The organism is Candidatus Methylobacter favarea (assembly GCF_902806695.1).
Classification (GTDB): domain Bacteria; phylum Pseudomonadota; class Gammaproteobacteria; order Methylococcales; family Methylomonadaceae; genus Methylobacter_B; species Methylobacter_B favarea.
Genome location: NZ_CADCXN010000065.1, coordinates 25,608 through 39,044, shown reverse-complemented (window position 1 = coordinate 39,044; position 13,437 = coordinate 25,608). Strand labels below are relative to the sequence as shown.

Here is a 13,437-nt window from a genome sequence, read left to right as displayed (position 1 = left end):
CGCCATGCCCCCTCACTCAAATTACTCGGGTAACGTTTTTTCCGTTTTTTGTGCTCATACTATTTATTTCATAATCAAAATTGATACCTTATGGGCGAAAAGATGAATTTCCAAACAGCTTCTCAGTCTTTGAATAAAAACTGTAATGCTTCAGGCATTATAAAAATGACGAAACTACTTGGGCATATCGCAAAAAATACCAAAGCGTTGTAAGAAACAGTTAAAATAACAAGTTCTTACAATAATCCTGCAATAAAGCAACAGGTTGATAGCTACATGCAAACTAAATACAACACTGATGACTTGAGAATCTGCGCAACCAGGAAAGTTATAGTGCCAATCCAGGTCCATGATGAAATGCCGATTAACGAAACAGCGGCGCAAACCACGGTGCAGGCAAGAGAAGGCATCCATAAAATATTAACCGGCAAGGATGACCGGCTGCTGGTTGTGGTGGGTCCCTGTTCCATTCATGACACAGAAGCGGCGCATGAGTATGCCGGTCTTTTGAAAATAGCCAGGGATCAGTTAAAAGACGATCTGTTGATTGTTATGCGGGTTTATTTTGAGAAGCCGCGTACCACCGTAGGCTGGAAAGGCCTGATCAATGATCCGGATCTGGATTCCAGCTTTAATATTAATAAAGGGCTGCGTGTGGCCAGACAGCTATTGCTGGATTTGAACACCATAGGCGTAGCGGCGGCAACGGAATATCTGGATTTAATCACCCCGCAATATATCTCGGACCTGATTGCCTGGGGCGCGATTGGTGCCAGAACAACTGAAAGTCAGGTGCATCGGGAACTGGCTTCCGGGTTATCCTGTCCCGTAGGCTTTAAAAATGCGACTGACGGCACTATAAAAATTGCTATTGACGCGATAGGCGCGGCAATGAGCCCGCATCACTTTTTGTCCCTGACTAAAGCCGGTCAGTCGGCCATTTTCTCAACGACAGGCAATGAAGATGCCCATATCATTTTAAGAGGCGGCAGCAACCGGCCTAATTATGATGCGCTCAGTGTGGAACAAGTAGCCGTAGGGCTGGAGAAAGCAAAACTGAAACCGAATATCATGATTGATTTCAGTCATGCCAACAGTTCGAAACAGTACCAGCGCCAGCTCATTGTAGGTGATGATGTGGCCAGCCAGATAGCGGGCGGCGACAGCAGAATTATGGGAGTCATGATTGAAAGCCATCTCAAGGCGGGCAAACAGGAGGTTATTAAAGGGCGAAAGCTGGCCTATGGGCAAAGCATTACCGATGGCTGTCTGGGCTGGGATGAAACTTTTCCGATGCTGGAAAATCTGGCTCTCGCGGTACAGGAGCGAAGAGCTGTGACTGTGCAGGAGTCTGGCATTAAAGATTCACTCGGGAGCGTAACAAGCACATGATTATTTATGTAAATGGTGAAATCCGTGAAATTGCTGAAAGCAACCGGGTTGCTAATGTTATTGCGGACATGGGGCTAAAAGGTAAAAAAATTGCGGTTGAATTAAATAAGGAAATATTGCCGTACGACCAATACGACAGCCAACTGTTAAATGCTGAAGACCGCCTGGAAATCGTTCATGCCATCGGCGGCGGCCAACATGAGGCCAGCCGGAAAGATTCATTGGTTATTGCCGGTGTCGCTTACCAATCAAGATTGCTGGTCGGCACAGGCAAATACAAAGACCTCGAGGAAACGCGGCAGGCAATTGAAGCCAGCGGAGCCCAGATTGTAACGGTTGCGCTGCGGCGTACGAATATCGGCCAGACTCCGGGCGAGCCTAATTTGCTCGATGTCATTTCACCGGATAAATACACCATTCTGCCTAATACGGCAGGCTGCTATACGGCAGAAGATGCAGTGCGAACCTGCCGTTTAGCCAAAGAATTGCTCGGCGGCCATAAACTGGTTAAGCTGGAAGTGCTGGCCGATCAGCTTACCTTGTTTCCTGATGTCGCAGCAACTTATACAGCCGCTGAATTACTGGTTAAAGATGGCTTTGATGTCATGGTTTATACTAATGATGATCCGATTGCCGCGAAAAGACTCGAGGATATCGGCTGTGTGGCGGTCATGCCCTTAGCCGCGCCTATCGGTTCGGGCTTGGGTATTCGCAATCCCTATAATATCCTGACCATTGTTGAAAATGCCAATGTCCCTATTTTAGTGGATGCCGGCGTAGGCACGGCCTCTGATGCCGCGATTGCCATGGAATTAGGCTGCGACGGCGTATTGATGAACACCGCGATTGCAGCCGCGCAAAACCCGATACTAATGGCTTCGGCCATGAAGAAAGGCATTGAAGCAGGCAGGGAAGCATTTTTGGCAGGCCGCATGCCTCGAAAACGTTTTGCCTCTGCATCATCTCCTATAGATGGTTTATTTTTCTAATTGCAGGGGGCCTTACCGCAGTGCTTTATGTCATTCCCCGAAAAAATTTTCCTTCCAAGAATCCGTAGTTTTATCCGCCGGCAAGGGCGCATTACCCAGGGGCAGCAATTGGCTTTGGCAAATTATTGGGAAAAGTATGGTCTCGACCCTACAGCAGATTATGATTTTGCTCGGGTTTTTGGCCGCCATGCGCCGCTGTATGTCGAAATAGGTTTCGGCAACGGCGACAATCTGGCGAGGATGGCCGCTGCCAATCCGGATAAAAATTATATCGGCATTGAGGTGCACAGGCCCGGAGTCGGGCACTTGCTGTTGCAGCTTGAGCAGCACAGTCTTGATAATGTCCGAATCTATTGCCACGATGCCATTGAAATTTTTGAACAAAAAATTACCGATAATAGTGTGGCCGGGGTGTATTTATTTTTCCCCGATCCCTGGCCTAAAAAGAAGCATCATAAAAGACGCCTGGTCAGACCTGATTTTGTTGAATTAGTAGTCAGGAAGTTAACATCCGGCGGCTATTTTCATGCGGCGACAGACTGGCAGAATTATGCCGAAAACATGCTGGCGGTATTGACGGCAGAGACCGGAATGAGCAATATCAGTAACACCGATGACTATTGTGAGCGTCCAGGGTATCGCCCATTAACGAAATTTGAACAGCGCGGCCTGCGTTTAGGCCATGGCGTATGGGATTTGATTTTTAAAAAAGAGTAAATTAAACCCGGAGGCAAGCGATAACATCCGCTTTTAGGTCTTATGTTTATGTTTTATCCGATGTGCAGGCATCCAGATGCATGGCTTTAATGATTGAAGCCAGTTCATTGCGTTGCCGTTTTAACGGCTCCAATTCGGCTTCCAGGGCGGCAATGCTTTCAGCAACGCTGCCTTTTGATTCATTGATTTTTCTCAGCATGAGCAAACGGCTTTCAATCTGCTTTTTGTGATCTTTAATCTGATGCATTAAAGGGGTTAAAACGCCATTGCTCCAGGTAGTGGCATCGGTATGAGCTTGTTTTAGAATGTTTCTGGCTTTAGCGATAAGGGTGCTGTAAAGTTTATTGATAACAATGCTTTGTTCCGTCATTGTGGTTTTGGCGCTGGAGCGGAATGCTTCGCCTTCTTCAAAAACCTGCTCGAGCTCAAACTGGTATTGCCTGATAGAGAAGAGTTGCGGTTCGATTCCTTTAAAACCGTATTCATCCTTGAATTTTTTGTGGATAGCCTTTACCAGGCTGCGCGTTTCACTGGTAATGTCAATGGAGTCTTGCAACAAATCGCGCAGCTCATCAAATAATTTGCGGATGTTTTGCTTCATTCCGTAAGTGGTTAAACTTTTTGCCATGTCCTGCTTGGTGCTATTAATTATGCCATCAATTTTTTCCCTGGCGAATGAGTCAATCAGCATTTTGGCCTGAATATTAAAAACCCGGCAGCTGGCCTGAAAATTTTCGACATTGGCCAGATAAATATGTTGCCGGTCACGGGTTTCGGCCATTAATTTTCCGGTCATATCCTGATTTTCAAAATCAATTTTCCTGAATTCCTCAAGCTGGCTGGCTGCATTTGCTAATGACGTGTCAGTTAAATTGGCTGATTCATTGACCAGGAAGCCGATGTTTCTTATGATTGAGCGCATCAGAATGGCGCGCCGCTGCTTTAAAATATCATTGGCAAGATAATTTTCCAAAGCACTCAGGCGGCTTCTTTTAAGTAAGGCATCATCGGCCTTGACTTTCGCCAAAAGGGCTTGTTTGGCGGAAACAGGGAAAATTTCCTGTTCATCTATTTTTAAAACGGCGGCCGAGGATTTGATGTGGGATTTAATAGCATCTTCATAACCGTTTGCGCCGGCCAGATCATCCCACATGGCGTCAATTTTATTCATTACCACGGCTAAACCCTGTTTGTTGCCGCCTCGTGCACTGTAAACATGATTGAGCCACATTTCCAGATCGCTTTTAGTGACGCCGGTATCGGCCGCGAGAACAAAAATAATGGCTTGCGCGCCGGGCAGCATTTTCAGGGTTAATTCCGGCTCCGTTCCCACGGCATTCAGGCCTGGCGTGTCAAGAATTGATAAGCCTTGTTTTAGCAAGGGATGAGGGAAACTGATCAAGGCATGACGCCAGCAGGGTATTTCTACCTTTTCTAGATTGATGATGCCTTGCTCGGCAGCTTCACGTTCATTCCATAAACCCAGTTTATCGGCCATCTGCCGGTCAACTTGTTTGGTGGCGATCAGCTCCTTGAAAACTTCCTGCATTTGCGTCGGCGAGGTGCAGTTAAGATCAAAGTGAGTCCAGCGCTCCGGTTTTAGCTTGAATTCAGCCAGGGAAATATCTTCAAGACGGCTTTCAATATTCAATAAACGAATATAACTGCCGCCCGCTTCATCGTAAAAAAACTCAGTTGGCGACATGGTGGTGTGCTCCGGGAAGGAGCGCAGAAATCTGACCCCCGATCCGGCAAAAAACAAAGCGTTTATTAATTCGGTTTTGCCGCGGGAGCATTCCCCTACAAAAGCCAGGGTAATACGGTCGGAGCTCAGACCGTTAAGAATATTTAAAATGGTTTCAGTGCTGTGAGGATTATCCATGCCATAGCGCTTACGCCATTGATGGTACATTTCTATACTCTGTATCAGTTTGGCGCGCCACAAAGAATATTCGTACATTTGCTTGTTAAATTCCAGATTCCTCATGTTAAGCCTTTTGCTACTGACGCAGTTTTGTAAGTTAGTTTAACTGTCAGATTAGGGGTATTTTTTCAGTAATTGTAGCCTATATCCCTGGAACTGCCGGATGAGGCATTTTTATTTTTGGCGGGGCAGGCATTATTTTAAATACCGTACCGGCGCTGGTAGGTTTTTAATGCACTTATCGGGGTGCAGGAGTTGTGGGTAAAATATTCAATGATATTGTCGAGGTTAATTATTGAAATAACCGGCATTTCAAAACGGACTTTGATCTCTTCGATAGCCGAAATATCATTTTGCCCCTTCTCCTGCCTGTCCAATGCAATCAATACGCCTGCCGGCATTGCCCCGGCCTTTCTTATAATGGCCACTGACTCTATTACCGAGGTGCCGGCGGTTATAACATCGTCAAGAATAAGCACCTTGCCTTGCAGGGGAAAACCCACCAGAGTTCCGCCTTCGCCATGATCTTTGGCTTCCTTGCGGTTAAAGGCAAAGGGAATGTCGACAGCTGTTATTTGGGCATAGGCAATGGCTGTGGCGCTGACCAGGGGAATGCCTTTATAGGCCGGGCCGAAAAGAACATCCGCTTTAATGCCGGATTGAATTAACGCCCTAGCGTAAAATTGGCCCAGTTTTCCAAGTTGAGCGCCGGTATTAAACAAGCCGGTATTGAAGAAATAAGGACTTATGCGGCCTGATTTTAACAGGAACTCGCCGAATTTTAATACGCCGCCTTCCAGGGCACAGGAAATAAAGTCTTTTTGATAATCAAGCATGAGATTAAATAGGACGAGAGGGATTTAGGAATTTATGCTCAAGCCATGAACTTTTCCAAAATACTGTCCAGAAAATTCCAGCCTTTTTCTGAACAATAATAATGATTATTTTCGCTGATAACCAGGTTTTGCTTCAAACAACCGGCTAATGCAGGATCAAGGCTATCAATGGAAAGGCCGGTGGTTGATCGATAGGTATCCAGGGTAAAACCCTGTTTCAGGCGTAAATGATTCATAACAAATTCCAGAGGCAATTCAGCGACAGCAACGGCCTCGGCTTTGCCGTTTTTATGCGTATCGCCTAAATATTGCTCCGGGTTTTTGGGTTTGAAGGTGCGTATAATGCCCTGCGGCAAATTCCGGGTGATTTTTCCGTGAGCGCCGGCGCCGATACCGAGATAATCGCCAAATTGCCAATAGTTTAAATTATGCCGGCAACGCAAGCCTTCCAGGCTGTAGGCGGAAATTTCATAGTGCTGATAGCCATGAGATGCTAACAGGTTCTGGCAGGCCGTTTGTGTGCTAAAGACAGCTTCATCATCAGGCAGCTTGGGAGGAAATTTATAAAACCAGGTATTGGGCTCCAGAGTTAACTGGTAGAAGGAAATATGCGCCGGGTTCAGGCTTATCGCTGTTGCTATGTCTGCTTGGCTGCTGTCAGGGCTGGCTCCCGGCAAGCCGAACATCAAATCCAGGTTAAAATTTTCAAAGCCTGACTGATGGGCAATTTCAGCGGCAAGAATGGCTTCGGAAGCAGAATGAACCCTGCCCAGTTTTTTTAGCAAGTTATCGCTGAAGCTTTGGATGCCTATAGATAAGCGATTGATGCCCACGGATTTGAACTCTGAGAATTTATGGCTCTCGAATGTACCTGGATTTGCTTCCAGGGTAATCTCCAGATTATCCTTGAGCGCAACCAGATGTTTTACGCCCTGTAATAACCGACTTAGCGACTCAGGTGAAAACAGGCTGGGAGTGCCGCCGCCGATAAAGATACTATGGATGCTTCGGGAAATATTATAAAGTTGCAGATCTCTGGCTAAATCATTCAACAATGCATTTATATAGGCATCTTCCGGCAGACTGGCTTTAAGCGCATGCGAATTAAAATCGCAATAAGGGCATTTTTTAATACACCAGGGAATATGAATATAAAGACTGAGCGGCAACAAGGACGTTTTAACGGTTTAGTTTTAGATGAAGTCAGTTTAACATGAAAGTTCTTTAAAAATAACGTTGTGTTGCCGGGGCTGCCAGGGGCAAAACTTAAGTACGGCTTAATTTTGTCTGGTTAAGCTCATAGTTCGTAAAAAATATTTAAAATTCAGAGTACATGCGACTTTTACTGGTTGAAGATGATGAAATACTGGGCGATGGTCTGGTTGCGGGTTTGAAAATGGAAGGCTATGCGGTTGACTGGTTGACGAATGGCAAACTGGCGGATGAGGCCTTGAAAATCAACAGTTATGAGTTGATAGTATTGGATCTTAATTTGCCGGATATGAATGGCATGGATATTTTGCGCGCCTTGAGAGGCCGTAAGGATGAAACGCCGGTGTTGGTGCTGACGGCTAAAGATACTGTTCCTGACCGCATATTGGGCCTGGATAGCGGCGCCGATGATTTTGTTATCAAACCGTTTGACCTGAATGAAGTCTGTGCCAGATTAAGAGCGCTGGCCAGAAGGAATGAAGGCAGAAGCGGGCCCAATATCGAACATAAGGGCATTATTCTGGATCCCGCCTCCCATCAGGTTACCTTGCATAATGACAAGGTAGATCTGTCACAAAAAGAATTTGAAATACTGAGCTTTCTGATGAGTAATATAGGCCGGGTTATTTCCCGTGCCCGGCTTGAAGAAAGTCTGTACTCCTGGAATTCCGATATAGAAAGCAATACCGTTGAGGTTCACATTCATTATTTACGGAAAAAACTTGACCCTATGCTTATTCGCACTGTCAGAGGTGTAGGCTATATTATTGATGAGGATTAATGCACTACTCCCTTCGGCAAATTCTGCTATTTACATTGCTTACCGCATCAATGCTGATATGGGGGATTACCACTTATATAAGCTATAAAGTAACCCGTGATGAAGTCGCTGATCTGTTTGACGCGGAACTCGCCCAATCGGCAAAAGTGCTGTTGACTTTTGTAGAGAGCTTGCACAATGAAGGTCCTCTAGCAAGGCATTGGAAACAGGATCAGAATGATGAGCTTGTGCATACTCCGGCTTTAGCCAATCAATATGAAAGAAAGCTGGCTTATCAGCTATGGTCTGAAGACGATGGCTTGCTGCTGCATTCGGAAAGAGATCCGAAATTCTCAGTGCATGGTTTCAGCGAAAAAAATTTTGATGCCCACTTATGGCATGTGTTTGATGAGATTCTGCAAGTCAACGCTTTGCGCCATAAATACGAAAGAAAAATTGCTTTTCAGCTATGGTCCAAGAAAAACGGCTTGTTATTGCGTTCGGAAAGCGCGCCGAAATTTGCTTTTTCCACTTCATTCAATGGCTTCAGCGAAACCAATATAGATGGCAATTTATGGCATGTATTCAGCGCCGCCAATTCAACAAATGAATATGTTATCCATGTCGCGCAAAAGGAAGAAATTCGAACCGAGTTAACTGATGAAATATCGACGCAATTAGTAACTCAATTTCTTATCGGACTGCCGTTTCTGGGTATTGTTATCTGGATAATTGTCGGCCGCTCCCTAAAGCCTATTAACCGGCTGGAAAGACAGCTTGCCAAGCGTGAAGCAAGTTATCTCAAACCGCTCTCAACCAAAAAACTGCCCAAGGAAATCATTCCTGTGGTTAATGAGATTAACAATCTGTTCGCCCAGCTTGAAGAGGCTTTTGAAAATGAACGCCGCTTTACGGCAGACGCTTCTCATGAATTAAGAACGCCTTTAGCCGGATTGCTGACTCAGGCTCAGGTCGCGTTAAGAACTACTGATGAGGAGGTGCGCAAACAGGCTCTTAAGAGAATTGAGCAGGCTGTAAACAGAATGACCTATATGGTGCAGCAACTGCTGACTTTCTCGCGCATTGAATCGAACACGGAATTTTTACCTAAAGAAAGTGGCGATCTGGGTCGCGAAGTAGTGCGGGTGGTTGCGGAGTTGGAGCGGGAGGCCCATAAAAAGCGGATTCAAATGGAATTTATAGAGGAAAAGGCGATACCGATTATTTTTAATGCGCCATTAATTACTATTTTAATCAGAAACGTTATTGATAACGCCATTAAATATACGCCGCCCCAGGGCCTTATAGTAATAAGTCTCGAAGAAAAGGGAAAACAATTGCAATTTTGTGTGGAAGACTCAGGACCCGGAATAGATCCTGATCAATATGAAAATTCCCTTAAACGCTTCCATCGCTGTAGTGAAACTGCGCATATTGCCAAAGGCACCGGCCTTGGCTTTTCAATTGTCCAGCGGATCGCCGCCATTCATGGCGCCGAACTTGTTCTGGGGCAGTCGCAGTTCAGCGGTTTGAAAGTAACGGTCTTATTTCGTTTGCCGCCAAAGCCGGTTGATAAAATATGGCAGAAGAAATTAAGTTTTTTTCATGCCAGACCAAAGTAATAAAAATCCCTGCCATGCAGCACAGCAAATACAGCATGATATGCCGGGGCGATTCAGCCATCGCCGCGGCCGTCCAGATTAAGTCTAAAGCCGGGTTGAAAGTCAGGCAGGAGATACAATGCCAGAGGCGCCCCGCTTTTCCTGATGGCTTAATACGCGGCCAGATTATCCGGCTCGTCAATAACAGTATTAACCAGCGTGCCGATGCCTTCTATTTCAACCCGGACGGTTTGCCCCGGCTTCATATAGCCGCGCGGAGTCATTTTTACCCCGACGCCGCCGGGTGTGCCGGTGGCAATAATATCGCCCGGTTCCAAGGTCATTGCCTGCGATAAATAGGCAACCATTTCATAACAGTTAAAAATCATGTGCCGGGTATTTGAGTCCTGACGCTTGTCATTATCAATCCAGGTTTTAAGATTCAGCTTATGCGGATCGCTGATTTCATCGCTGGTCACTAGCCAGGGACCCAGAGGTCCTGCCGTGTCAAAGGATTTGCCCACAGTGAAAGTGGGCGAGCGGAACTGCCAGTCGCGCACGGACACATCATTGGCAATGGTGAAGCCGGCAATTACCTGATGCGCTTTATCGACCGGTACATGCCGGCAGCGTTTGCCGATAACAAACGCCAGTTCGCCTTCATAATCCAGCTTGTCCGATACTTTGGGCCGGTAAATGGCATCGCCATGAGCAATAACACAGCTGCCTTGTTTGCTAAAAAAAGAGGGATATTCAGGCTTTTCGAGGCCGATTTCGGCAATATGATCGGCATAGTTCAGGCTGATGGCAAGATACTTGCCCGGCCGCGGCACGGGCGCATCCAGCTTTACTTCAGCCAGCGGAATACGGCCGCTGCCGCTGCGGATTAGCCCTTGCATGGCTTCCAGAGCCCTTGAGCCGGCGGCCAAAAATTCAATCATGGCGGCGGGGATTTCAGGACAGTTTTTACTGTCGACGACCCTATCCTCTATTACGGCGCCGACACGGGTTTGGCTATTATGGGTAAAGGTTGCCAGCTTCATCGGATTAATTCCCTGAGGATTTAAAGTGCGTCTATTGTATAACGCAGATTGCAAGACGAGAACGCAAGCAAAAAAAAAGATATAATCAGCAGCTTTAATAACGAGGATCAGAAAATGAAAGAAAACTGGATTGCTCCTTCCATTTTATCCGCCAATTTCGCCAAATTAGGCGAAGAAGTGGATAAGGTTTTATCAGCAGGCGCTGATGTTGTGCATTTTGATGTCATGGATAATCATTTTGTACCGAATCTCACCATTGGGCCATTGGTCTGCGAGGCCTTAAGGAAGCACGGCGTTACCGCCCCGATTGATGTGCATCTGATGGTCGAGCCGGTGGACCGGATCGTGCCTGATTTTGCCAAAGCCGGAGCCAGCATCATCACTTTTCATCCTGAAGGTTCCGTTCATATCGACCGGACCCTGCAATTAATTCATGATTGCGGCTGCAAGGCCGGACTGGTGTTTAATCCCGGCACCCCTTTGAGCCATCTGGAGTATGTCATGGATAAACTGGATATTATTTTACTGATGTCGGTTAATCCGGGATTTGGCGGACAATCGTTTTTACCTTCTGCGCTTGCCAAATTACGGCAAGTCAGGAAACTGATTGACGAGAGCGGGTTTGATATTCGGCTGGAAATTGACGGCGGCGTAAAAACTGACAATATCCGCGAAATTAAAGCAGCCGGCGCAGATATTTTTGTGGCTGGCTCAGCGATTTTTAACCAGCCCGATTATAAAAAAGTAATAGACGACATGCGCTCCGAATTGGCTAAAGCAGGGTAATGATAGCCATGCCCCGGCCTGATCGTTCGTTTTATTAAACAGTGCGTAGCTAAACGGCCCATAATGACTCCAGAACAATTCAATCAATACACCCGGCAGGGCTATAACCGCATCCCTGTCAGCAGGGAAATCCTGGCTGATCTGGATACGCCCTTGAGCGCTTACCTGAAACTGGCCGCCGGCCCCTACTCCTATTTATTTGAATCCGTTCATGGAGGAGAGCAGTGGGGACGCTATTCCATTATCGGACTGCCCTGCAAAACCATCGTCAAAATCACCGGCAGGCAAATCACGCTGGAACAAGACGGCGAAATAATTGAAACAGCCCTGGAAGAGAATCCGCTGGCGTGGGTAGAGCAGTTTAAAGCGCGCTATCGGGTGCCGGATATTGCCGAGCTGCCGCGATTTAACGGCGGTCTGGTCGGTTATTTCGGCTATGAAACCATTCGCTATATTGAGCCTCGCTTGCAGGGAACGGAAAAACCGGATGCCTTGGGATGTCCTGATATTCTGCTGATGGTGTCAGAAGAAATACTGGTTTTTGATAATCTGTCCGGCAAAATGCTGCTGCTGACACATGCCAATCCAGAGACCGATAATGCCTATCATCTCGCTGTAGCCCGGTTAAATGAATTAGCCGTCAAGCTGCGGGAGTTGAAAGCCGAGCCGGCTAGGCATTGCACAGCCAGACGCGTTTATGAAGCTGACTTTGTTTCAGGTTTTACCCGGCAAGGCTTTGAAGATGCCGTGCTCAAGGCCAAAGACTACATTATTGCCGGCGACATCATGCAGGTGGTGTTATCCCAGCGCATGTCGGTGCCTTATTCAGCATCGCCGCTTAATTTGTATCGGGCCTTGCGCTGCCTGAATCCTTCGCCCTACATGTTTTATCTGAACCTGAACGATTTTCATATTGTCGGTTCATCGCCGGAAATACTGGTCAGGCTGGAAGATGATAGCGTCACCGTCCGCCCGATTGCCGGCACCCGTCCGCGCGGGGCAACGCATGAACAGGATATGGCGCTGGAAAAAGACTTGCTGGCTGATCCCAAGGAACTGGCGGAGCATTTGATGCTGATTGATTTGGGCCGCAATGATGCCGGCCGGGTCGCCGCCTGCGGCACCGTGAAGCTGACCGATAAAATGATAGTCGAACGCTACTCGCATGTCATGCATATTGTCTCCAATGTCACCGGCCAATTAAAACCGGGGCAGAACGCCTTTGATGTGCTCGCCGCCACTTTTCCGGCCGGCACCGTCAGCGGCGCGCCCAAAATACGCGCGATGGAAATCATTGATGAGCTGGAGCCGGTCAAACGCGGCATTTATGCCGGCGCGGTCGGTTACATTGCCTGGTCAGGCAATCTGGATACGGCGATTGCGATCAGAACCGCCGTCATAAAAGACAAAATACTGCATATACAAGCCGGGGCCGGCATCGTTTATGATTCAGTACCCCAAAATGAGTGGGATGAAACCATGAATAAAGGCCGGGCAATTTTCCGCGCTGTCGAGATGGCGGAAGCGGGTCTGGAAGAGGAAGAACAGGGAGATCAGGCATGAGCGCGATTAAAGTCGTGATGATCGATAACTATGACTCGTTTACCTATAATCTGGTGCAGTATCTTGGTGAATTAGGCGCCGATGTTACGGTGGTGCGCAATGACCAGGTGACTGTGGAAGATATAAAACAACTGGCTCCGGACAAGATTGTTATTTCCCCCGGTCCCTGCACGCCCAAAGAAGCCGGTGTGTCAGTTGACGCTATCGTTAAATTATCCGGCCGCTATCCTATTCTGGGCGTCTGCCTCGGGCATCAAAGCATAGGCTATGCCATGGGCGGCAATATAGTGCATGCCAAACGCATCATGCACGGTAAAACCTCGCTGATTTACCATCATGAACAAGGCGTATTCAAGGGGCTTGCCAATCCTTTTACCGCTACCCGCTATCATTCCCTGGTGATTGATCAGGCCACTTTGCCTGAGTGCCTGGAAATAACTGCCTGGACACAGGATGAAGCGGGCAAACTCGATGAGATTATGGGTGTGCGCCATAGGCAGCTAGCTATTGAAGGCGTGCAGTTTCATCCCGAATCGATTTTGACTGAACACGGGCATGATCTGTTGCGGAATTTTCTCGAAAGATAATCGCATAAGCCAGAGCAAGCCGATGTA

Annotated in this window: 12 protein-coding genes; 8 read left to right on the top strand and 4 right to left on the bottom strand. The window is 47.2% G+C overall.

Features of this window, described 5'->3' with window-relative positions; all coding sequences use genetic code 11:
- Positions 1-276: 276 nt before the first annotated feature.
- Genes HUX64_RS09935 through trmB form a run of 3 tightly spaced genes read left to right on the top strand, consistent with a single transcriptional unit; the run spans position 277 to position 3,098 of the window.
- Complete coding sequence (locus tag HUX64_RS09935) at positions 277-1,392, top strand: 3-deoxy-7-phosphoheptulonate synthase (protein ID WP_174626077.1); 1,116 nt, start codon at positions 277-279, stop codon at positions 1,390-1,392.
- A complete protein-coding gene (gene thiS, locus HUX64_RS09930) occupies positions 1,389-2,381 on the top strand; it encodes a sulfur carrier protein ThiS (protein WP_174626076.1) in 993 nt (330 codons plus the stop codon). The genes HUX64_RS09935 and thiS overlap by 4 nt, the downstream gene beginning before the upstream one ends.
- A gap of 27 nt (positions 2,382-2,408) precedes the next feature.
- Complete coding sequence (gene trmB / locus HUX64_RS09925; protein ID WP_174626075.1) at positions 2,409-3,098, top strand: tRNA (guanosine(46)-N7)-methyltransferase TrmB; 690 nt, start codon at positions 2,409-2,411, stop codon at positions 3,096-3,098.
- A gap of 46 nt (positions 3,099-3,144) precedes the next feature.
- On the opposite strand, the gene HUX64_RS09920 is transcribed toward trmB, so the two are convergent.
- From HUX64_RS09920 to hemW, 3 genes are all read right to left on the bottom strand, one after another.
- Positions 3,145-5,085, bottom strand: coding sequence for a dynamin family protein (locus HUX64_RS09920; RefSeq protein ID WP_174626074.1), 1,941 nt, complete (start codon positions 5,083-5,085; stop codon positions 3,145-3,147).
- A gap of 137 nt (positions 5,086-5,222) precedes the next feature.
- Positions 5,223-5,858 carry an orotate phosphoribosyltransferase gene (gene pyrE, locus HUX64_RS09915; RefSeq protein WP_174626073.1) on the bottom strand — a complete coding sequence of 212 codons (636 nt, stop codon included), beginning with the start codon at positions 5,856-5,858 and terminating at the stop codon, positions 5,223-5,225.
- A gap of 38 nt (positions 5,859-5,896) precedes the next feature.
- A complete protein-coding gene (hemW, locus tag HUX64_RS09910) occupies positions 5,897-7,030 on the bottom strand; it encodes a radical SAM family heme chaperone HemW (RefSeq protein ID WP_174626072.1) in 1,134 nt (377 codons plus the stop codon).
- Between the two features lie 161 nt (positions 7,031-7,191).
- Between hemW and HUX64_RS09905 the strand changes: the two genes are divergently transcribed.
- On the top strand, positions 7,192-7,851 hold the full coding sequence (locus tag HUX64_RS09905) for a response regulator (RefSeq protein ID WP_174626071.1): 660 nt from the start codon (positions 7,192-7,194) through the stop codon (positions 7,849-7,851).
- Complete coding sequence (locus HUX64_RS09900; RefSeq protein WP_174626070.1) at positions 7,851-9,452, top strand: ATP-binding protein; 1,602 nt, start codon at positions 7,851-7,853, stop codon at positions 9,450-9,452. The genes HUX64_RS09905 and HUX64_RS09900 overlap by 1 nt, the downstream gene beginning before the upstream one ends.
- Before the next feature lie 149 nt (positions 9,453-9,601).
- Here the strand turns inward: HUX64_RS09900 and HUX64_RS09895 are convergent, their stop codons facing one another.
- The gene (locus tag HUX64_RS09895; RefSeq protein WP_174626069.1) at positions 9,602-10,474 is read right to left on the bottom strand and encodes a fumarylacetoacetate hydrolase family protein; all 873 of its coding nucleotides are present in this window, start codon (positions 10,472-10,474) and stop codon (positions 9,602-9,604) included.
- Positions 10,475-10,588: 114 nt separating this feature from the next.
- Between HUX64_RS09895 and rpe the strand changes: the two genes are divergently transcribed.
- From rpe to HUX64_RS09880, 3 genes are all read left to right on the top strand, one after another.
- Entirely contained in the window at positions 10,589-11,260 is a 672-nt protein-coding gene (rpe, locus tag HUX64_RS09890) for a ribulose-phosphate 3-epimerase (RefSeq protein WP_174626068.1), read from the top strand.
- 63 nt (positions 11,261-11,323) lie between these two features.
- Entirely contained in the window at positions 11,324-12,823 is a 1,500-nt protein-coding gene (gene trpE, locus HUX64_RS09885) for an anthranilate synthase component I (RefSeq protein WP_174626067.1), read from the top strand.
- Complete coding sequence (locus HUX64_RS09880; RefSeq protein WP_174626066.1) at positions 12,820-13,410, top strand: anthranilate synthase component II; 591 nt, start codon at positions 12,820-12,822, stop codon at positions 13,408-13,410. Before trpE ends, HUX64_RS09880 begins: the two co-directional genes overlap by 4 nt.
- Positions 13,411-13,437: the final 27 nt, after the last annotated feature.

Bases quoted from the DNA above. Each gene is read 5' to 3' on its own strand.
- rpe (WP_174626068.1), top strand. From the start codon at position 10,589: ATGAAAGAAAACTGGATTGCTCCTTCCATTTTATCCGCCAATTTCGCC.
- trpE (WP_174626067.1), top strand. From the start codon at position 11,324: ATGACTCCAGAACAATTCAATCAATACACCCGGCAGGGCTATAACCGC.
- HUX64_RS09905 (WP_174626071.1), top strand. From the start codon at position 7,192: ATGCGACTTTTACTGGTTGAAGATGATGAAATACTGGGCGATGGTCTG.
- thiS (WP_174626076.1), top strand. From the start codon at position 1,389: ATGATTATTTATGTAAATGGTGAAATCCGTGAAATTGCTGAAAGCAAC.
- trmB (WP_174626075.1), top strand. From the start codon at position 2,409: ATGTCATTCCCCGAAAAAATTTTCCTTCCAAGAATCCGTAGTTTTATC.
- HUX64_RS09900 (WP_174626070.1), top strand. From the start codon at position 7,851: ATGCACTACTCCCTTCGGCAAATTCTGCTATTTACATTGCTTACCGCA.
- HUX64_RS09895 (WP_174626069.1), bottom strand. From the start codon at position 10,474: ATGAAGCTGGCAACCTTTACCCATAATAGCCAAACCCGTGTCGGCGCC.
- pyrE (WP_174626073.1), bottom strand. From the start codon at position 5,858: ATGCTTGATTATCAAAAAGACTTTATTTCCTGTGCCCTGGAAGGCGGC.
- HUX64_RS09920 (WP_174626074.1), bottom strand. From the start codon at position 5,085: ATGAGGAATCTGGAATTTAACAAGCAAATGTACGAATATTCTTTGTGG.
- HUX64_RS09880 (WP_174626066.1), top strand. From the start codon at position 12,820: ATGAGCGCGATTAAAGTCGTGATGATCGATAACTATGACTCGTTTACC.
- HUX64_RS09935 (WP_174626077.1), top strand. From the start codon at position 277: ATGCAAACTAAATACAACACTGATGACTTGAGAATCTGCGCAACCAGG.